This is a genomic window from Cohnella mopanensis, assembly GCF_022352055.1.
GTDB lineage: Bacteria > Bacillota > Bacilli > Paenibacillales > Paenibacillaceae > Cohnella > Cohnella mopanensis.
The window spans coordinates 270264-289961 of record NZ_JAKRWM010000001.1; the positions used below are offsets into that span (position 1 = coordinate 270264).

Annotated in this window: 24 protein-coding genes; all 24 read left to right on the forward strand. The window is 51.8% G+C overall.

What is annotated here, in order from left to right; all coding sequences use genetic code 11:
• Positions 1 to 6: 6 nt before the first annotated feature.
• The 24 genes from L3D05_RS01120 (at position 7) to recN (ending at position 19648) form a co-directional block, all read left to right on the forward strand.
• Entirely contained in the window at positions 7 to 270 is a 264-nt protein-coding gene (locus L3D05_RS01120; RefSeq protein ID WP_239613843.1) for a YqhV family protein, read from the forward strand.
• A gap of 156 nt (positions 271 to 426) precedes the next feature.
• On the forward strand, positions 427 to 1566 hold the full coding sequence (gene spoIIIAA / locus L3D05_RS01125; RefSeq protein ID WP_239613845.1) for a stage III sporulation protein AA: 1140 nt from the start codon (positions 427 to 429) through the stop codon (positions 1564 to 1566).
• Positions 1559 to 2086 carry a stage III sporulation protein SpoIIIAB gene (spoIIIAB, locus tag L3D05_RS01130; RefSeq protein ID WP_239613847.1) on the forward strand — a complete coding sequence of 176 codons (528 nt, stop codon included), beginning with the start codon at positions 1559 to 1561 and terminating at the stop codon, positions 2084 to 2086. The genes spoIIIAA and spoIIIAB overlap by 8 nt, the downstream gene beginning before the upstream one ends.
• A gap of 21 nt (positions 2087 to 2107) precedes the next feature.
• Positions 2108 to 2311 carry a stage III sporulation protein AC gene (gene spoIIIAC, locus L3D05_RS01135; RefSeq protein WP_094050916.1) on the forward strand — a complete coding sequence of 68 codons (204 nt, stop codon included), beginning with the start codon at positions 2108 to 2110 and terminating at the stop codon, positions 2309 to 2311.
• A gap of 9 nt (positions 2312 to 2320) precedes the next feature.
• Positions 2321 to 2710, forward strand: a complete 390-nt coding sequence (spoIIIAD, locus tag L3D05_RS01140; protein ID WP_239613849.1) for a stage III sporulation protein AD — start codon at positions 2321 to 2323, stop codon at positions 2708 to 2710.
• A gap of 25 nt (positions 2711 to 2735) precedes the next feature.
• On the forward strand, positions 2736 to 3980 hold the full coding sequence (gene spoIIIAE / locus L3D05_RS01145) for a stage III sporulation protein AE (RefSeq protein WP_239613851.1): 1245 nt from the start codon (positions 2736 to 2738) through the stop codon (positions 3978 to 3980).
• 19 nt (positions 3981 to 3999) lie between these two features.
• Positions 4000 to 4776, forward strand: a complete 777-nt coding sequence (locus tag L3D05_RS01150; RefSeq protein ID WP_239613853.1) for a stage III sporulation protein AF — start codon at positions 4000 to 4002, stop codon at positions 4774 to 4776.
• Positions 4777 to 4804: 28 nt separating this feature from the next.
• The gene (gene spoIIIAG / locus L3D05_RS01155) at positions 4805 to 5452 is read left to right on the forward strand and encodes a stage III sporulation protein AG (protein ID WP_239613855.1); all 648 of its coding nucleotides are present in this window, start codon (positions 4805 to 4807) and stop codon (positions 5450 to 5452) included.
• A 39-nt stretch (positions 5453 to 5491) separates the two neighbouring features.
• Positions 5492 to 6181 carry a SpoIIIAH-like family protein gene (locus L3D05_RS01160; RefSeq protein WP_239613856.1) on the forward strand — a complete coding sequence of 230 codons (690 nt, stop codon included), beginning with the start codon at positions 5492 to 5494 and terminating at the stop codon, positions 6179 to 6181.
• 226 nt (positions 6182 to 6407) lie between these two features.
• Entirely contained in the window at positions 6408 to 6896 is a 489-nt protein-coding gene (gene accB, locus L3D05_RS01165) for an acetyl-CoA carboxylase biotin carboxyl carrier protein (protein WP_239613858.1), read from the forward strand.
• Between the two features lie 19 nt (positions 6897 to 6915).
• A complete protein-coding gene (gene accC, locus L3D05_RS01170) occupies positions 6916 to 8301 on the forward strand; it encodes an acetyl-CoA carboxylase biotin carboxylase subunit (RefSeq protein ID WP_239613860.1) in 1386 nt (461 codons plus the stop codon).
• 115 nt (positions 8302 to 8416) lie between these two features.
• A complete protein-coding gene (locus L3D05_RS01175; RefSeq protein WP_239613861.1) occupies positions 8417 to 8824 on the forward strand; it encodes an Asp23/Gls24 family envelope stress response protein in 408 nt (135 codons plus the stop codon).
• A 155-nt stretch (positions 8825 to 8979) separates the two neighbouring features.
• Positions 8980 to 9543: an alkaline shock response membrane anchor protein AmaP gene (gene amaP, locus L3D05_RS01180; RefSeq protein ID WP_239613863.1), complete on the forward strand. Its 564-nt coding sequence runs from the start codon at positions 8980 to 8982 to the stop codon at positions 9541 to 9543.
• Between the two features lie 13 nt (positions 9544 to 9556).
• A complete protein-coding gene (locus L3D05_RS01185) occupies positions 9557 to 9787 on the forward strand; it encodes a DUF2273 domain-containing protein (RefSeq protein ID WP_239613865.1) in 231 nt (76 codons plus the stop codon).
• A gap of 156 nt (positions 9788 to 9943) precedes the next feature.
• The gene (gene nusB / locus L3D05_RS01190; protein ID WP_239613867.1) at positions 9944 to 10405 is read left to right on the forward strand and encodes a transcription antitermination factor NusB; all 462 of its coding nucleotides are present in this window, start codon (positions 9944 to 9946) and stop codon (positions 10403 to 10405) included.
• On the forward strand, positions 10402 to 11253 hold the full coding sequence (gene folD / locus L3D05_RS01195) for a bifunctional methylenetetrahydrofolate dehydrogenase/methenyltetrahydrofolate cyclohydrolase FolD (protein ID WP_239613869.1): 852 nt from the start codon (positions 10402 to 10404) through the stop codon (positions 11251 to 11253). Before nusB ends, folD begins: the two co-directional genes overlap by 4 nt.
• A 14-nt stretch (positions 11254 to 11267) precedes the next feature.
• Complete coding sequence (gene xseA, locus L3D05_RS01200; protein WP_239613870.1) at positions 11268 to 12629, forward strand: exodeoxyribonuclease VII large subunit; 1362 nt, start codon at positions 11268 to 11270, stop codon at positions 12627 to 12629.
• Entirely contained in the window at positions 12622 to 12909 is a 288-nt protein-coding gene (xseB, locus tag L3D05_RS01205) for an exodeoxyribonuclease VII small subunit (RefSeq protein ID WP_255807140.1), read from the forward strand. The genes xseA and xseB overlap by 8 nt, the downstream gene beginning before the upstream one ends.
• 25 nt (positions 12910 to 12934) lie before the next feature.
• The gene (locus L3D05_RS01210) at positions 12935 to 13846 is read left to right on the forward strand and encodes a polyprenyl synthetase family protein (protein WP_239613872.1); all 912 of its coding nucleotides are present in this window, start codon (positions 12935 to 12937) and stop codon (positions 13844 to 13846) included.
• Between the two features lie 204 nt (positions 13847 to 14050).
• The gene (dxs, locus tag L3D05_RS01215; protein WP_239613874.1) at positions 14051 to 15946 is read left to right on the forward strand and encodes a 1-deoxy-D-xylulose-5-phosphate synthase; all 1896 of its coding nucleotides are present in this window, start codon (positions 14051 to 14053) and stop codon (positions 15944 to 15946) included.
• A complete protein-coding gene (locus tag L3D05_RS01220; RefSeq protein WP_239613875.1) occupies positions 15946 to 16803 on the forward strand; it encodes a TlyA family RNA methyltransferase in 858 nt (285 codons plus the stop codon). Before dxs ends, L3D05_RS01220 begins: the two co-directional genes overlap by 1 nt.
• Before the next feature lie 183 nt (positions 16804 to 16986).
• Positions 16987 to 17460, forward strand: a complete 474-nt coding sequence (locus L3D05_RS01225; protein WP_239613877.1) for a hypothetical protein — start codon at positions 16987 to 16989, stop codon at positions 17458 to 17460.
• Positions 17457 to 17906, forward strand: a complete 450-nt coding sequence (gene ahrC, locus L3D05_RS01230; protein WP_239613879.1) for a transcriptional regulator AhrC/ArgR — start codon at positions 17457 to 17459, stop codon at positions 17904 to 17906. The genes L3D05_RS01225 and ahrC overlap by 4 nt, the downstream gene beginning before the upstream one ends.
• 56 nt (positions 17907 to 17962) lie before the next feature.
• Positions 17963 to 19648: a DNA repair protein RecN gene (gene recN / locus L3D05_RS01235; RefSeq protein ID WP_239613881.1), complete on the forward strand. Its 1686-nt coding sequence runs from the start codon at positions 17963 to 17965 to the stop codon at positions 19646 to 19648.
• Positions 19649 to 19698 lie beyond the last annotated feature (50 nt).

Here is a 19698-nt window from a genome sequence, read left to right on the forward strand (position 1 = left end):
GAAGTTATGGATAAAGCCGCCTTCAGCATGGCCATGCTCCGGATATTATCCGGCAGCATAGAAGTAACCGCAGCGATCGTGATGCTTCGCTTGAATGACGTTCAGAAAGCGCTGGCCGTCAATTCCATGTTGGCGTTGGTCGGTCCGTTAGTGCTGATCTCGACGACGACGATCGGACTAGTCGGCATAGCGGACAAGCTATCGCCTTCCAAATTGATATGGATTCTTGCAGGAGTGAGCTGTCTATTAATAGGCATTCTCAGAAAGTGAATATCGCTAGATCAGATTGGCCAAGCAGGCATAATCCGGCTGTCCAAGCATACATATGAAACAGCAATGATCCACTTCAAGTGAGAGTCCAATCAGCCTGCACAAACTTAATAAGGCTTATTGAACAACCTCTTCTGGCGGAAAGGGGGAGCCAAGTTGCCTCAACGACTGATGGAGCTGTTCCCGACTTCCTTACGTCAAGTGTTGGAACGAATGCCAACCGAGGCTAGGGAAGTGTTGGAGGAGATCCGCATACGGGAAAATCGCCCGTTAGAAATCAGCTTTGGAAGCCGTTATGCGTTCGTCCGAGAGGACGGAACATTGACGAGCAGTTACAGAGAAGCTTTCTTGCCAGGCAAAGAACAATGCCGCGCGTTACTAGAAAGATTGACCAACCATTCGATTTACGCGGTAGAAGAGGAGCTGCGAAGAGGTTTCATCACGGTATCCGGAGGACATCGAATCGGACTTGCTGGCCGAACGGTATTGGACAAAGGCGTCGTGTCGCACCTGCGGGATATCGCAGGTTTTAACGTGCGTATCGCGCGAGCTCGTGCGGGATTCGGAGCGCAGATCCTTCCGGATCTGCTAGATTTCACAGCTAGAACGATACGGCATACGTTGATCGTCTCCCCCCCGCAGCAAGGGAAAACAACACTTATAAGAGATTTAGTCCGCTGTATAAGCTCGGGAGAATGGCATCACCCCGCAGCCCGCGATTGGGGAAGCCGGAAAGTCGGAGTCGTGGACGAACGTTCCGAGATCGCGGCCAGCGAGAAAGGAGTTCCGACCTTTGATCTGGGTCCCCGCTGCGACGTTCTCGATGCTTGCCCGAAGGCAGAAGGGATTACGATGATGATAAGATCGCTGTCGCCGGAAATTATCGCCGTGGACGAGATTGGTCGTCCAGAAGACGCGGAAGCCATACATGAAGCCATTCATGCAGGCGTGCAGGTGCTGGCAACCGCGCACGCCCTTGATATCGGCGACGTATTCGCGAGGCCTGTTCTTGCCAAGCTCGCGCGGGACGGAGTGTTCGGCACCTACGTATTTCTGTCCCGAACCGGAGACAAGGTGAAACATCGGGTGATTTCCGCCGAGGAGGCATTAGAAGCGACGTCGCGCCGATTCAGCCGCACGATCGGGGCTATGCCTAGAGATGCGCCGTTTGATCCAATAATCGCGAAAGCCCATGCGACATCTACATCTCCCACGCAGGTTACGGTCAAGGCGCGACAGATGCCGGTCATCCGATCGCCTGCGCTTCAAGAACCCCAGGGGATCGACCATGCTTAAATTCGCCGGCATCTTGCTTGTCTTGTTCGCCGGGACCATGATCGGCTTTCTGCAGGCTGCGAAGTTCGCTGCCCGTCCCCGTCAAATTCGCGAGCTCCTTCATGCCCTGCAACGGTTGGAAACGGAGATCAGCTACGGCCAAACTTATTTGCCGGAAGCGCTTATGCGCATCTCTAGATTGGTACAGCAGCCGTTATCGGCCTTATTTGCAAACATTGCGGAGGCGCTTATGGCGGATGCGGCGGAATCAGGTGAAACCGTCAGGGAGTGCTGGCAACGGGCGATTAACGCTTATTGGCCTTCAACGGCAATGAAGACTGCGGAGAAGGAAGCGTTGCTCAGGTTAGGGTCTACGCTCGGGGGCAGCGGACGGGAGGATCAACTGAAGCACATTCGGCTTACGGCCATCCAATTACAAGCGGAAGAATCCTCGGCCCGTGACGACCAGTACCGATACGAGAAACTTAGCCGAAGCTTAGGAATGCTCGGAGCCGCTTTGGTCGTGATACTGATGATCTAGTTTGTTTAGGAGGCCATAGCGATGAACATCGACATCAGCACCATATTTCAAATCGCCGGCATCGGTATCATCGTGGCGATGATTCATACGGTGTTGAAACAGATGGGCAAAGAAGATATGGCACATTGGGTGACTTTGATCGGCTTCGTGGTCGTACTGTTCATGGTCGTTCGAATGCTTAACGATTTATTCCAGGAAATCAAGACGATATTCCTGTTCCAGTAGGTGAAGCGGGTGGACATTCTCCAGATCGTCGGAATCGGGTTTCTAGCGACCGTGCTCATTCTTGTCATCCGTGAACAAAAGCCGATGTTCGCCTATCTGCTGGCCGCCTTCGTCGGAGTGGCCATTTTCCTGGCATTCGTAGGGAAGATCGATGATGTAATCTCCGTGTTAGAGGAGCTTGCGGATCGTTCGGGCATTCCGACCGTGTACCTGAAGACGATGCTAAAAATCATCGGAATAGCCTATATCGCGGAATTCGGTGCGCAAATCGTAAGGGACGCGGGGCTAGAGAGTATCGCTACGAAAATCGAATTCGCCGGTAAAATGTTAATTTTGGTCATGGCGGTGCCCATCATCAGCGTCATCGTCGAAACGGTGCTGAATTTGCTGCCGGCTTGACGGATACGGGGACGGGAGGGTGAACATGCTTCGGCAGACGGGAATAGAGAAAAAGCTTATCATCCTGCTGTTCATGCTCATGTTCGTTGTTCTCATGGGTAACTCTACCGTTTTCGCGGAACGGGCATCATCTATCGCGGCAGTGGCGGAACCTGGGGCAAATGAGCCAGGTAAGCTATCCGGAGATTTGGCCAAGCAGCAGAGCGAGGATGTTCAACTCGGGGAAATTCAGAAGTATTGGAACGATCTGAAGGGGCAATATGGCGGCTATTTCCCAGAGGGCAAGCTGCCCGAGCTGCGTCAGCTTATGTTTCCGCAAGGCAATCACTGGAGCGCGAGCCAGGCCATGACGGGCTTGGCGAAATTTTTCCTTCACGAGGTACTCTATAGCGGTAAACTGCTGGTAACGATCGTTCTGCTCACGGTTTTCACGATGCTGCTCGAGACGATGCAAGGCGCATTCGAACGGAATGCGGTTAGCAAAGTCGCTTACGGAATCGCCTACCTTGTTCTGATTATACTAGCGGTGAACAGCTTCCGGACAGCGACCTCGTACGCCGGAGACGCGATCGAGCAAATGGTGCAGTTCATGCTTGCGATGGTGCCGCTGCTCCTGACTCTTCTAGCGGGTACGGGCGGAGTTACTTCAGTGGCCGTATTGCATCCGCTAATCGTCTTCATGATCCATACAGTAGGAACGTTCGTGCACTTGGTCGTATTTCCGCTCCTTTTCTTCTCTGCCGTCCTGCACTTGGTTAGTTCGATCACCGAGCGGTACAAAGTGACCCAATTGGCCAATTTACTGCGAAATATCGGTATCGGCGTGCTCGGTATCCTGCTTACCGTATTTCTGGGCGTGCTCTCGGTTCAGGGGGCAACCGGCGCTGTCACGGACGGAGTCGCGCTTAGAACGGCCAAATTCGTCACCGGTAATTTCGTTCCCGTCGTCGGGAAAATGTTCTCGGACGCAACAGATACGGTTTTATCCGCGAGCTTGCTCGTCAAGAACGCCGTCGGGTTAACCGGAGTAATCGTCTTGTTGTTCCTGTGTGCTTTTCCCGCTTTGAAAATATTGACGCTTGCCTTGATCTACAATCTCGCCGGTGCGGTTATGCAACCGCTCGGAGACACTCCGATCGTGCATTGCCTCCAAACGATCGGCAAGACGCTGATCTACGTGTTCGCGGCTTTGGCATCGGTTGGGCTGATGTTCTTCCTGGCGGTAACGATTATTTTGACGGCGGGTAACGCCGCTCTCATGATCCGCTGATAGGGGAGGTGATCGCTGAATGGGGTTAATGGATGGGCTATCCCATTGGCTTCGCCAGATCATCGCCGTCGTCTTGCTAGCGGCGCTTATCGATCTGTTGCTGCCCAACCGCACGATGCAGAGGTATGTGAGGCTAGTTGCCGGCCTGTTTATCCTCATGACATTAGCAACCCCGATCATGAACTGGATGAAGGGTGACTTCACCGGCAAGTTGGCCGCGGGCCTTGATGCGGTAGAACAGTCTCCGCAAGGCGCGGATAGCCAGTTGGCAATGATCGAAAAAGCCGGAGCCGAGCTACGTGATAAGCACCAGATTCAAGCGACTAAGCTGGTAACTTCCAAGTTGGAAACCTCGATTCGGAATGAAGTGGAGCAAACCGAACAGCGCGAAGTACGAAAAGTAGACGTCGTGCTTGGTCAAGAAGCGGATGGGACGTTAACGGTTGCCAAGGTGGTCGTCTTGATGGAGCCTGAAACGGCTGCGGGAGACCGGAAGCCCGAATCCTTATCTAATCGTGATGTGAAGCCGGTTGAAGCTGTCGATATCCAGATCGATGACATAGAAGGCTGGCCTGATGGCGAGCAGGCATTGCCTTCTGCGGTAAATCAGGAGGACAGGGCAGTCATCGCGGAGCCGGCAACGGGATCGGAGAAGCAGGGGCAAGCCGAAGAGCAGCTTGACCGTGAAACTAGCTTGCGAATATCCGCCATGATCGCAAGCCGTTTCGGACTCGCGGTCAACATCGTCGAGGTTAAGCTGCCCGCGGGAAAAGCGGCCAGCGGAAACCGTTCATAACATCGGTATAAGACTAGGGAGGTGCGAAATGGCAAAGTGGCTACAGCAACTGGAATCATTCATCGGCGGCGGTTCGGGAGGACCGCGCAGGGTCAAGGCGTTCCGTTGGCTAGTACTGATCGGATTGATCGGGGCCGCCTTGCTGCTCGCGGCTTCTATGTTAAACGTCAAACCGTTGGATCCCGCGAAGGATCCCGACTTGTCTCCTCCGCGCGATGAGGATATTCCCCAGCAGCAAGCCTTCTTGGGCAGCGAGGACAAAAAATCCTCTGCCTTCGCGGATATCGAAGCGGAGTATGAGGGCCGATTGAAGGATTTGCTGGAACGGATTGTCGGCGTCGGCACGGTGGACGTGATGGTGACGGTTGACTCAACCGAGGAAACCGTCGTTCAGCTGAATGAGAAAATGATGTCGACCATCACGGAAGAAACCGATCGCAACGGTGCTAAGCGGCATATCACCGATATTTCGAAAGATGGTCAAGTCGTGCTGTACGAGGTGTCGGGCAGTCAATCGCCGATTGTCGTCAAGAAGCTGAAGTCCCGCATTCGCGGAGTGCTGATCGTGGCGAAGGGAGCCGAGAACGCAACCGTTCATAAACTTATTGCCGAAGCGGTTTCCCGAGGGTTGGACGTGCCGATTCATCGTATTTCCGTCGTACCGCGCAAAACATAGCGAATAATCAAATGATATGAAAATGGGAGGAATGGAAAAATGAATAACAAACGCCAAACCATATGGTTGGTCTCGATGCTTAGCTTGATGGTGATTTTATCCGCTTATTACTTGTTTACGGAAGATGCTCCCTCCACTCCAAGCGGAACGCAAGCGTCCCAGTCGCTAAACAATGCCGGCAAAGTTTCGTCCTCGTCCAATTCTGCGGGAATTAGCGTGACCGAAGAAGAGCCGGTGACCGACGAGCTGACAGGAGTGAAGCCGGACGGAACGACCGGGGGAATTCCTTCCGGGGAAGCGCAAGGAGACGCGACGAACTCGCAAGGCCTTTCGCCAGAGGACGAAGCCGTGATCAAGGGCATCAACAACGCCAGCGGAAACGAATTGCTCGATAAGATCCAGCTTGAAGAACAAACCAAAATAAGCAAACGGGCCGAGGAATTGTACGCGATCACGGTGAACAATACCAAGGTGAGCCAAGAAGAGGCGACTAGCGCCGCGGAAGAGTTGGCCCGATTGGAGGATAAGGATTCTCGAATTACGAGTCTCCAGGAAAAGCTGCTTCAAGAATACGAGAACGCGGTCGTATCCGAGGTAGACTTGAATAATTTCAAAGTCATCGTTCTGAGCGAGAAAATGGAGAAGAAACAAGCGATCGGAATCATCGACCTGGCGACGAAAGAGCTCAATGTGACGCCGGATCACGTGACGGTGCAGTACGTGCAGTAAACAATGCCCAATCGAATATGCGCGATTAACCTTAGCGAGGGGACTGTCCCGACAAGTAGATTCGTTTTCTACTTTCCGGGCGTCCCCTCGTTTAGGTTTTCTCCCCCCGCTTATGCGGAAGACGGCATAACTCTTTCCATTTCGGACGATTATGGTATAATAGTTCCGTTGTGGGATCGAACATGCTTTCTTTAGACGGGGAATCCCGAATCAAGGAGTGACCGAGATGTTTAAGCTAAGCGAAATTAAAGAATTGATCAAATTGGTAGACCAAACCACCGTACATGAATTGGAAATTGAGAACGAAGGAATGCGGTTGTCGATTCGCAAACCAGGTCGCACGGAAGTCGTAAACGTGCAAACTCCCCAGCTTTCTCATACATACCTGCCGACAGTACAGACAGCTGTGCAAGCACCTGCAGTTGCCGCAGCTCCTGCTCCCGAAGCTAAAGCTCCGGCAGCAGATAATTCCCACCTTCACCGCATCGTATCTCCGATGGTAGGCACGTTCTATCGTTCCCCGTCGCCGGATGCTTCTTCGTTCGTTAACATCGGAGACAAAGTTTCCGACAAGACGGTCGTTTGTATTTTGGAAGCGATGAAGTTGATGAATCCTTTGGAAGCTGAAGTAAAGGGCGAGATCGTAGATATTCTAGTGGAGAACGGACAGCTCGTCGAATTCGGCCAACCGCTATTCCTAGTGAAGCCGGAATAATCCCGAGGAGGATGTCATCTTGAAATTTAATAAGATTTTGGTCGCCAACCGCGGCGAAATCGCGGTTAGAATTATCCGTGCATGCCGGGAGCTAGGAATCGCCACTGTGGCGGTCTACTCCGAAGCTGACCGGGAATCGTTGCACGTACGTCTGGCTGATGAAGCTTATTGCATTGGACCGACAGCGTCCAAGGACAGTTATTTGAACCTGACTAATATTATGAGCGTTGCGACATTAACGGATTGCGATGCTATCCATCCGGGATACGGATTCCTTTCTGAAAATGCTGATTTCGCGGATATCTGCGAAACTTGCAATATTACGTTTATCGGACCGTCTTCGGTCGCGATTAGTCGCATGGGAGACAAAGCGGTTGCCAAGCAAACGATGAAAGACGCAGACGTGCCTGTCATCCCGGGTTCGGACGGCTTGCTTGAAGATCTCGACGATGCGATACGCGTAGCCCGCGAGATCGGATATCCCGTTATCATCAAGGCGACTGCGGGCGGCGGCGGCCGAGGAATCCGCATCGCGGAGAACGAAGAGATGCTCGTTCGCGAGATTACGACAGCGCAACAGGAAGCGGAAAAAGCTTTCGGCAACGCGGGCGTATATCTCGAGAAGTTTTTAACGGGAATGAAGCATGTTGAAATTCAGATCATTGCGGACAAACATGGCAACGTAGCGCATCTTGGCGAGCGGGACTGCTCCGTGCAGCGTCGCCGGCAGAAGCTGGTCGAGGAAGCTCCATGCTCCATTATGTCGCCAGAGTTACGGAATCGGATGGGTCAAGCCTCCGTCAGGGCTGCGAAAGCGGTCAATTATTCCGGCGCCGGAACGATCGAATATTTGCTTAGTCCAGATGGTCAATTCTACTTCATGGAAATGAACACCCGGATTCAAGTGGAACATCCCGTGACGGAAATGATTACGGGAATCGATTTAATCAAAGAAATGATCGCAGTCGCCGAAGGCGCGCCTCTTTCCTTTAAGCAGGAAGACGTGAAGTTCGATGGCTGGGCTATCGAGTGTCGGATTAACGCGGAGGATTCGGAACGCAATTTCATGCCTTCCGCAGGACGCATCGGCTTCTATTTGCCGCCGGGTGGCCCTGGGGTTCGGGTGGATAGCGCAGCCTATCCGCAGTACGTGATTTCTCCGCACTATGATTCCATGATCGCCAAGTTGATCGTATGGGCGCCTACTCGCGATGAAGCTATTGCAAGAACTCGGAGAGCGTTAAGCGAATTTATGGTGGAAGGCGTCAAGACGACGATTCCGTTCCATATGAAGCTGATGAACCATCCGATCTTCAACAAAGGGACATTCGATATCAAATTTCTTGAAGAGCACGATATTAACAACGACAGCGAAGCTTCGCCGGACAATGAATTTTCGATTTAATTTCTGGCCAAGCGTTTGTCATAATAATCCGGGAATGCTATATTTATAAGTAGTGAAGGCGAATGCTCGGACTTACTTAGATTTGTTCCGGGTATGTGGAGGTGGAACTACGCAAATGGAAACGATAGCTCCGGATTACGAACGGACGGACATGGGCACCATTGAGATCGCGCCGGAAGTCATTGAAGTGATTGCCGGTCTAGCGACTGTGGAAGTCGATGGCGTTGCAGGCATGAGCGGTGGACTTTCTTCTGGAATCGCCGAATTGTTAGGACGCAAAAATTTGTCCAAGGGCGTTAAAGTGGAAGTCGGTCAACGCGAAGCGGCTGTCGACGTATCGATTATTGTTCAATATGGACGCCGGATACCGGAAATTTCAACCGAAATTCAACGTAACGTCAAACGCTCGATTGAGACAATGACCGGACTTAATGTTGTAGAAGTTAACGTTCATATACATGACGTTCACTTCAAAGCGGGCGACAAGCCCGATGAAGATGAATCGAATGTACGTGTCCGATAATGATGTGACCGCAACCTGATTTCCGCGGTAACGGCATAACCTCCGGTATGCGGATGACGGCCCTCTGACGAGATCTTCCTTCAGGGAACTCTCGCAGAGGCCTTTTTCGCAATCATGGAGGACTACCTCAATGAGGAAACAGGAGGACGCTAACGTTGGTTAAAGTGATGGACAGGCTGCTTCTATTTTTGTACAGCGTGGCAATCGGGATCGCATCCATTGTGGCAATCGTTGCTGCTTGCGGCGGATTTTCAGAGAAATGGCTGAATGAAGTCGTATCCGACTTTACTGGCGATGTGCGGGCCGTTCAGGGCTCGGTAATTATTGTCGGTATTATTCTATTCCTCTTAAGCGTAAGATTCTTTGTTGTATCCGTTCGCCGCGACAGCCATTCTGCCCCGTCCATTAATCAACGGACTGAGCATGGCGATATTCGAATCTCCGTTGAGACAGTTGAGAATCTCGCGCTCAAAGCGGCTTCCCGAACGCGCGGAGTGAAAGACCTGCGTGCTCGAGTAAGGGTATCCGAAGCGGGACTTGGCATTCTGATTAAGGCTTTCGTTGAAGGAGAAGGCTCGATTCCTACCTTATCCGAGGAAATGCAACGTACTGTCTCGCAGCAAGTCGAAGAAGCGACGGGAATCCCGGTTGCGGAAGTGTCCGTATTCATCGCGAACGTTACGCAGGCGCCAACTACTTTTAAGAGCCGAGTAGAATAGGAGGCAACCGCCAATGTGGAAAGTCTGGTGGGAAACCTTCGGAGGGAGAATCGCCGGTGTAGCGGCAGGGCTCCTGTTCGGTATTATTTATTTGATTAGCGGATTTTGGGATATGCTATTCTGCGCTTTGCTCATTGGCATCGGATATTGGATTGGAAAACATAAGGATGAACGGCGCGGGCCTTTATTTCCGTTGGATAAACTGACGGAATGGGTGACGGACCGTTGGCCTTGGTCACGATAATCCCTGTGAATGTTCTTGCCCAGGCAGGGACGGTGGAGCTTATGCGAGCTCCGCAGTTTCCGATGGAATAGATGCTCATGGGTTTTTTTTGTTTTTTATAGTCATACTTGAATTACCGCTAAACGCATTAACAATCAGGATCGTTCGGGAGGATACATGAAGCGCAGACTCGCAAGGGAAATCGTGGTACAAAGCTTGTACCAGATAGAGATGAATGGCGTGACCGGAGATGAAGCCGTCGATATCGTGATGGAGGAAGCTCGTCAGGACAATGAGATCGGTACGGATGTTGCAGAATTAGCTAGCATTAACACCTTTACTCGCGAATTGGTGCAAGGCGTGAAGGAAAAGCAAGAGGTTATCGATCAAAGCCTTGTCATTTATTTGACGGGTTGGCAAGTGGATCGCTTATCGCGGGTAGATAGGCAAATATTGCGGTTGGCCGTTTATGAATTGATGTTCCGCAAGGAAGTTCCTGCTAAGGTCGTTATTAACGAAGCGATCGAGCTTGCTAAGCATTTCGGCCTGGAGGAGAACGGAAAGTTCGTTAACGGAGTACTTGGACGGATGTTAAGGGAAAGAGAAGAAAACCAGACGCAGGGGGAAGACAAGCTGTGAGCGCACAAATCATTTACGGTAAACAAATATCGGATACGATTCGCGAGGAACTTCTTCATGAAGTCGAGCAGTTAAAGCAACAGGGAGTTACGCCAGGCTTAGTCGTCATTCTCGTCGGCGAAGACCCTGCATCCCAAGTCTACGTAAGAAACAAAGCGAAGGCGTGCGAACAGCTCGGCTATCACTCGGAAGTGATTAGGGTGCCTGCGGAGACGACTCAAGACGAATTGCTTGCCTTAATTACGAAATATAATGAACAGCAGAATATTCACGGCATTCTTGTTCAGTTGCCTCTTCCGAAGCATATCGAAGAGAAAGCGATCATTGACGCGATTTCCGTCGAGAAAGACGTGGACGGATTCCACCCGGAAAGCGTCGGGAATCTGATGATCGGGGACGACGCGCTGCTTCCTTGTACGCCATCCGGCGTTATTGAACTGCTTAAGAGAACGGGGAATTCTCCTGCCGGCAAACATGCGGTAGTGATCGGCCGCAGCAATATCGTAGGTAAGCCGGTAGCGATGTTGCTGCTTCGCGAGAACGCTACCGTTACGATATGCCACTCCCGTACGCCGAACATCTCCGAGATCGCGCGCCAAGCGGATATTCTGGTCGTTGGCGTTGGCGTACCGAAGCTCGTAAAGAAAGATTGGGTCAAACCGGGTGCTGTCGTGATCGACGTAGGCGTAAACCGTTTGCTGGATGGCAAGCTATGCGGCGACGTCGACTATGACGATGTATTAGACGTAGCTGGCTGGATCACGCCGGTTCCTGGGGGCGTCGGACCGATGACCATTACGATGCTAATGGCGAACACGTTGAAGTCCGCGAAGAAAGCAAGAGGATAGGAAGGAGCCAAACGATGGAACCGGCGCGCGCTTTAAGCATTCGCGATATCAATCGCCTCATTAAGATGAAGCTTGAAGGCGATTCCGGACTCCAAGACATCTGGCTGAGAGGCGAAATATCCAACTTCACTTTCCATTCCAGCGGGCATATGTATTTTACGTTGAAAGATGAAGGCGCAAGATTGAAATGCATTATGTTCGCCTCCTATAACGCTAGGCTTCCATTCGCGCCGAAAGACGGAATGAAGGTGCTGGCTCGCGGAGGCATTTCCGTATACGAGAGAGACGGGCAATATCAGTTCTACGCAACGGCAATGCAGCCGGATGGGATTGGGAGCCTCTACTTGGCGTTCGAGCAGCTCAAGAAAAAGCTCGAATCGGAAGGGCTTTTCCTTGATCATCATAAGCGTGCATTACCTCTTTATCCTCGCACGGTGGGCGTCATTACGTCACCGACCGGAGCTGCGGTAAGGGATATCATGATTACACTGGAGCGTCGTAATCCGGGCGTACATGTGCTGTTATATCCTGTAGCCGTTCAAGGAACAAGCGCCGCGCCTTCGATCGTTAAAGCGATTAAGGCGATGAATGCGCTTGGCGAAGCAGACGTGCTTATCGTTGGGCGGGGCGGAGGATCCTTAGAGGAGCTATGGGCCTTCAACGAAGAGGCGGTAGCAAGGGCGATCAGGGCATCGGCAATTCCGGTAATCTCGGCAGTCGGTCATGAAACGGATTTTACGATTTCCGATTTCGCCGCAGATTTAAGAGCGGCTACCCCTACGGCTGCGGCCGAGCTTGCGGTCAGACATTCCGGGGAATTAAGGCAAGGACTCGTTCATCTAGAACAGAGAATGGCAAAGTCTTTAAGCGGATTGCTCGGGAAAGCCAGGGAACGATGGCAACATGCGGCCAGGTCGCCGTATTTCACGCAACCAAGGCGAAGCCTGCTCGTTCAAGCGGAACGTCTCGACCGATTAAAGGATCGCTTGCAATTTCGAATTCGCACGGATCAAGCGAGAGCCCAAGAGCGCTTGACTCGCCTGAGCGGCAGATTATCCGCCGTTAATCCGAATCAGCAAGCCGAATTCGCCCGCAAACGGATAACATCCGCAACACGGGGGCTGGAGCTCGCCATGAACGGGATTTTGCGACAGCGGCAAAGCCAATTCGGTTCACTCGTTCGCCATTTGGACGCGCTTAGCCCTCTTAAAGTCATGGCTCGAGGCTATAGCTTGGTATACGACGAACAGGAGAAGTCATTGGTTCGTACGATTAACGAAGTGCAGCCGGGCGACTTGATCCGGGTTAAATTGCAGGATGGCAAGCTGGATTGCCAAGTATGGGGAATTCACGGGGAGGAGAAGTCGAATGGCTAAGAACGGCACTGCGGGCAATGCGGGCAATGCGGATAAAAATATCGAGGCTCCTGCTCTGACATTCGAGCAAGCGATGGAAACGCTCGAAACGATCGTCGCTAAGCTGGAGAGCGGGGATGTTCCGCTTGAAACCGCCATTGAGCTTTTTCAGGAAGGGATGTCCCTCTCCAAGTTGTGCGGTCAGAAACTAGATCAGGTAGAGCGTCGCATTGAAATGTTAGTGGAAGGCGATACCGGATTGCAGCGTAAGCCTTTCGCTGCGGCGAAAGAAGAGGCGTAAGCTTCGGGAGACAAGGGGTATTGACGTGACGACTTCGGTGGCAATACATACATATTTGGAACAACAGCGCGAGATCGTGGAGAAGGCGCTGCAAACGGTTTTCCCGACGGAATGGACCATGCCGGGCAAGTTGCTTGAAGCAATGGATTATTCATTGCTGGCAGGGGGCAAGCGTTTACGCCCGATTCTCGTTCTGGCTGCCGCTCAGGCCGTGGAGGGCAACGATGACGCGAGCAAGCGGGCACTTCCCTTCGCTTGCGCTGTAGAGATGATCCATACGTACTCGCTTATCCATGATGATCTGCCGGCAATGGACAATGACGATTATCGTCGCGGCAGGCTCACGAATCACAAAGTGTTCGGGGACGCGATGGCGATCTTAGCCGGCGATGGTCTGTTAACGCATGCTTTCCACGTCGTTACGCAGGCGGCTAAGCTGGGCGTGCCCCCGGAGCGCGTGCTTGCCGTCGTGCAGGAGCTTGCGAAATATGCAGGCCTTTCGGGTATGGTCGGAGGTCAAGTCGACGATATGCTGGGAGAACAAGGCGTAACCTCGTTGCAGCAGCTCGAAAACATTCATTTGCATAAAACGAGCGATCTGATCGCTTTTTCGTTGCGGTCCGGCGGTCATGCCGGTCTGGCGGACGAAAAGCAATTGGAGGCTTATGGGCTGTTCGGACGCAATGTGGGATTAGCCTTTCAGATCCAAGACGACATTCTGGATTTGACGGGAACCGCGGACAAGCTAGGTAAGCCTGTGAAGAGCGACGAGCGTCAGGAGAAGGTGACTTATCCGTTCCTGATGGGCTTGGACGAAAGCCGCAAACGGGTCGTCGATCTGACGAAAGAAGCGAACGAAACGTTGCTTCAAGCCGGACTCGCCAAGCCGGACAAATTGATCGCAATCGCGGATTATTTGCTTAACAGGGACCATTAACCACATAACATTTACTCCGTTAAGTCATATTATTATTCGATAAGCCAATGGCGTTCTGCGAGAAATTATTCTTGCGGCGGCCATTGGCTTTTTTTCTGCCCGAGATCCTAAATTTCGGCGGCGAACTTCGCTGAAACTTGGGCATTGTTTGGGGATATGGTATAATAGCGGTAATATCCATTAGGGGAAAGCGGGGAACATCACTTGCTGCTCGAGCATATCGACAGTCCGACCGACTTAAAGAAATTGACGCTACCCGAACTTCCTAAGTTGGCTGAAGAGATTCGGCAATTTCTAATTCAAAAATTATCTGCGACCGGTGGTCACCTCGCGCCTAATCTAGGCGTGGTTGAGCTTACGCTAGCGTTGCATTATTTGTATAACAGCCCGGAAGACAAGTTTATTTTCGATGTGGGACACCAAGCCTACGTTCATAAGATGCTGACTGGACGCCAGCATCGTTTCGATACGCTTCGCCAGAAAGACGGATTATGCGGATTCGTGAAACGCAACGAAAGCGAGCACGACGTTTGGGAAGCCGGCCATAGCAGCACCTCTTTGTCCGCAGCGATGGGGATGGCTTTAGCACGCGATCACAAAGGCGCGTCCAATAAAGTTATTGCCGTTATCGGCGATGGAGCTCTAACTGGCGGAATGGCACTCGAAGCGTTGAACCATATCGGCCATGAGAAACGCAAGCTAATGGTCGTGCTTAACGATAACGAGATGTCCATCGCGCCTAACGTGGGGGCTATTCATAATTATTTGGGCAAAGTCAGATCAGAGAAAATATACCGCAAAGCGAAAGACGAGCTCGATTGGCTGTTGCGCAAAGTGCCGGCAATCGGCGGTAAACTCGCGCGTACCGCGGATCGGGTCAAAGATAGCTTAAGGTATTTGATTGCGCCCGATGGAATGTTATTCGAAGAATTCGGACTTAAATATTTCGGGCCGGTTGACGGCCATGATATTAATAAGCTGATGGAAGCATTCAACCAAGCGGACAACGTTGACGGACCCGTATTGGTTCATGTATTAACGGTCAAAGGCAAGGGGTATACCCCTGCAGAACAAGATTCGCATAAGTGGCACGGAATAACTGGCGCGTACAAGATCGAATCCGGTCAAGTCGTTAAGCCGGTAGGACCGCCTATGTATACGGAAGTATTCGGGAATACCTTGATCGAGCTAGCCGATCAAGACAAACGGATTATCGCCGTCACGCCTGCAATGCCGGGCGGCTCCGGCCTGCTGAAATTCGCCGAGAAATATCCGGACAGAATGATCGACGTCGGAATCGCCGAGCAGCATGCCGCCACGATGTCCGCGGCGCTTGCTATGGAAGGGATGAAACCCGTGTTCGCGGTGTATTCCACATTCTTGCAACGGGCGTACGACCAAGTGGTTCATGACATTTGCAGGCAAAACCTTAACGTCATCTTCGCTATCGACCGGGCAGGTTTCGTCGGCGCCGACGGGGAGACGCATCAAGGAGTTTACGATATTGCATTTCTAAGACACATTCCGAACATGGTGCTTATGATGCCTAAGGACGAGAATGAGCTTAGGAATATGCTGAAGACGGCAGTCGACTATGAAGCAGGGCCGATAGCCGTTCGTTATCCGCGCATAGCCGGAACTGGCGTTACCATAGACGACGAGATGAAGCCGATCGAGATCGGAACGTGGGAAACGGTGCGAGAGGGCGATTACGCGGCGGTATTAGCGATAGGGCCGATGGTTCAAGTGGCGGAAGAAGCTTCCGAATTGCTTAAACGAGACGGAATCAACATTCGTATTATCAATGCCCGGTTCATCAAACCGCTGGACGAGAAGATGCTGCTGGCAATGGCCAAAGAACGTATCCCTCTCTTGGTCGTCGAAGAAGGCGCGGTTCAAGGCGGCTTAGGCAGCGCGATCCTCGAGTTCTACGCCCTGCATGGCATTCAACCGCCATCGATCCAATTGGCTGGGGTGCCGGACTTGTTCATCGAGCACGCATCGATCAAGGAACAACGCGCGGAAACCGGCTTGACGGCCGAAGCGATCGCCAAGCAATTGGCTTCACTCGCTGTACGCAAAAGGCAAAGGGCGACTTAATGGAAAAAACGACTGTCACGAAGGAGCGGCTAGATGTATTGCTGCTCGAACTAGGCTATTACGAAAGCCGCGAAAAGGCTAAGGCAGCCATCATGGCCGGTCTGGTTTTCATCGGTACGGAACGCGTGGACAAAGCCGGGACGAAGGTTCCGAGAGACGCGGCGATATCCGTGAAAGGCGCTCTACACCCGTACGTTAGTAGAGGCGGCTTGAAGCTGGAGAAGGCAATCAAGCATTTCGGATTGGATTTGCAGGATGCCGTAATGATCGACATCGGCGCATCCACTGGCGGATTTACGGACTGCGCGCTGCAGAACGGCGCTTCGCGCGTCTACGCGGTTGACGTCGGCTACAATCAATTGGACTATTCTTTGCGCCAGGACAATCGGGTTCAAGTTCTGGAACGTACGAATTTCAGACATATGACCTTGGAGCAATTGGATGGTCCGAAACCCGGTTTCGCAAGCATCGATGTTTCGTTCATCTCGCTTAAGCTTATTTTGCCGGTGTTGGCGGGGTTACTTGAATTAGGCGGCCAAACCGTGGCGCTTATCAAACCGCAGTTCGAGGCGGGCAGAGAACAGGTCAGCAAGTCAGCCGGAGTCATTCGAGATCCGGCAGTGCATGCGAGCGTTCTTAGAGAAGTGCTTACGATGGCGCATGATTCAGGCTTCGAGCTTAATGGCCTTACTTTCTCGCCGATTACCGGAGGAGAAGGCAATATCGAGTTTTTGGCCTACTGGCGCTTGTCCAAACCGGATGAGTCGCTGCCTGAGCTTGTAGACGAAGCCTTAACCCAACGAATTAAGATGATCGTCGATGAAGCCAATACGACTTTTAAGCGCAATTCCACATAGTCCGGTTTACCCGGAGCTGCCGAAGAACGGCCGGAGCATAATAAACCGGGTCGTCCGGCATGCTTCGGGTTTTGTTGCGAAAGAGGATAATCAGGGGTCCATCTCGAAAGAAAAGAGAGCACTAGAACATCATGTCCAGACAGCCTATTTTCCTCCGTTATGGAAACTTGGGGAGGTCAGCGTTTGGATAAGCTCGGTGATTGGGTAATTATGCTGGTTGCTGCCGGCTTAATGGTGTGGTGGTGTTTCAGACGGTTCGATCGCTGGCTTCACGAGCCCCCAGGCTCACGGCTTCGCAAGCTTGCGCTAGAAGGAGGCGTAGAACCGGATGAAACTGTTCAGCTTCTGCAAGAGCATGATTACGAGGTGTTGTCCGGAAAGCATCGCGTTCCGCTCGGGGTCGTGTTAGATGACGGCCCGACAATGCCGACTCGCCTATATTTCGATTATTTAGCATTTAAAGAGGATAAGTACTACCTGGTTAAAGTAGAGCGGACAAGACAACCGATCGATTGGACGGCTAGCGGTTTGCGAGAGCGCTTCCTCGTGTACGCTTTGTTGTTCCCGGATTGTGACGGAATCGTCATCGTCCTTGCTCAGGCTCAAGATAGACAAATAAAAACAGTAAGATTCAAGGTGGAGGCTGGCGAGGAATGAAAGGACCACGACAACGTAAAATCCGCGAGTTAATCGGATCAAGGGAAATCGAGACGCAGGAAGAACTCGTAGAAGTGCTTAGCTTGGAAGGCATGCAAGTGACGCAAGCGACCGTGTCGCGCGATATTAAAGAAATGCAACTCATTAAAGTACCGCTGGAAGACGGCCGGTACAAATATTCGATGCCGCAAGATCAGCGATTTAATCCGGCACATAAGCTTAAACGCGCTTTGCTCGATCATTTCGTAAGCGCTGACGCTGCCGAGAACTTGACGGTATTAAAGTGTTTGCCCGGTACGGCCGGAACGATCGCGGCACTGATCGACGGAATGGATTGGCCTGAAATTATCGGTACGATAGGCGGGGACGACACGACGCTCCTTATCTGCAAAACGAAAGCCCACGGGGAAGAAGTACTGAGACGTATTGACGAAATGATGCAATAATTACAACCCCTTTCTTACTCACATTCGTTATGATCAACGATCAAGGGAGGCTATTCATGCTTCGGGAATTATCCATCCACAACTTGGCAGTTATTGAGAATGTATCCGTAACGTTTCACCCTGGATTCCATGTGTTAACCGGAGAAACAGGGGCCGGTAAATCGATCGTCATCGACGCATTAACCTTAACTGCCGGAGGCAGAGGTTCCGCGGAAATGATTCGTCATGGATGCGACAGATCGATAATTGAAGCTGTATTCGATTTGCCGCGGCAACACCCGGTCTGGGAGACGCTTCAGCGACTCGGAATCGAAGCCGATTCAGAAGAAACATTGTTAATTCGCCGTGAACTTCTTACCCATGGGAAATCTTCCGCACGGATTAACGGTCAGAGCGTTACGTTAACGATGCTGAGAGAAGTGGGGGAGCATCTGGTCAATATCCATGGCCAGCATGAACATCAGTCTTTGCTGAGGACGGAGAAGCACTTGGAGTGGCTTGATCTGTTCGCCGGGGAAGAAATTCAACAGAAGAAATCGGAATATCGCACGTTATTCCAGCAGTATCAAGCTATACATAAAGAGCGGCGCGAACTGGACGAGAAATCTCGCCAAGGCATGCAAATGCTCGATTTGTACCGTTATCAATTGGAAGAAATCGCGGCAGCCCGGCTCAAGGCGGGCGAGGATGAATCCCTAGCGGATGAACGACGCAAACTAGCCCATGCGGAGAAATTAGCGGATTCCGTCACCGAAGCTTATGACCTCTTGTACGGCGCGAAAGGGCTAGCGGCGCTCTCGCGGGCTTTATCTAAGCTACAGGACATCGTGAAAGTCGATCCGGTCATCCTTCAGCCGCTAGTCGAGCAATTACAGTCGGCTTATTACGGCGTGGAAGATAGCGCATTTCAATTGCGGGATTATAAAGAAGGAATTGAATTCAATCCGGCACGGCTAGCCCAAATTGAGCAGCGTCTAGACGTTATTCATGGCTTGAAGCGCAAATACGGCGAGACGGTTGAAGATATACTGGCTTATCAAGCTCGAATCAAAGCGGAAACCGATCAGCTTGATAATCGCGACGAATTGCTTAAAGAACTGACCTTACGCGAAGAAGCGTTATTATCGGAACTTCAAACAAGAGCGTCTAACTTAACGGAGATTAGAAAATCAGCCTCGCGTGACCTGTCCCGCCAGATCGAGCAAGAGCTCGCGCACCTTCAGATGGATCGTTCACAATTCGAAGTTAAACTCGGGTCAGCAGCTTTGACGAGCTCTGGCGCGGATACCGCCGAATTCGTTCTTTCGACGAATCCCGGCGAACCGCCTAAACCGCTTGCCAAGATCGCTTCCGGAGGCGAAATGTCTCGGGTCATGCTTGCCCTTAAAGCGATTTTTGCTCAAATCGACGAAATCCCGGTACTTGTTTTCGACGAAGTCGATACGGGCGTCAGTGGCAGGGCGGCGCAAGCGATCGCCGAGAAGCTTTCTTTGCTGTCCAGACACTGCCAAGTATTCGCAATTACCCACTTGCCGCAGGTCGCCTGCATGGCAGATCATCAGTATGAAATTTATAAGCAGGTCACGTCCCAAGACCGAACTCAGACATCCGTGACGGAATTAGCGGATTCACAAAGAGTGGAGGAATTGGCGCGGATGCTGGGCGGTGTGGAAGTAACGGAAAAAACCCGCCATCATGCACAAGAAATGCTTAGTTTGGCTCAGCAACAGAAAAACGCGTAATGACGCGAAAAAACAAACGAAAAGGAAGCTTTTTGGGAACATAAAAGAAG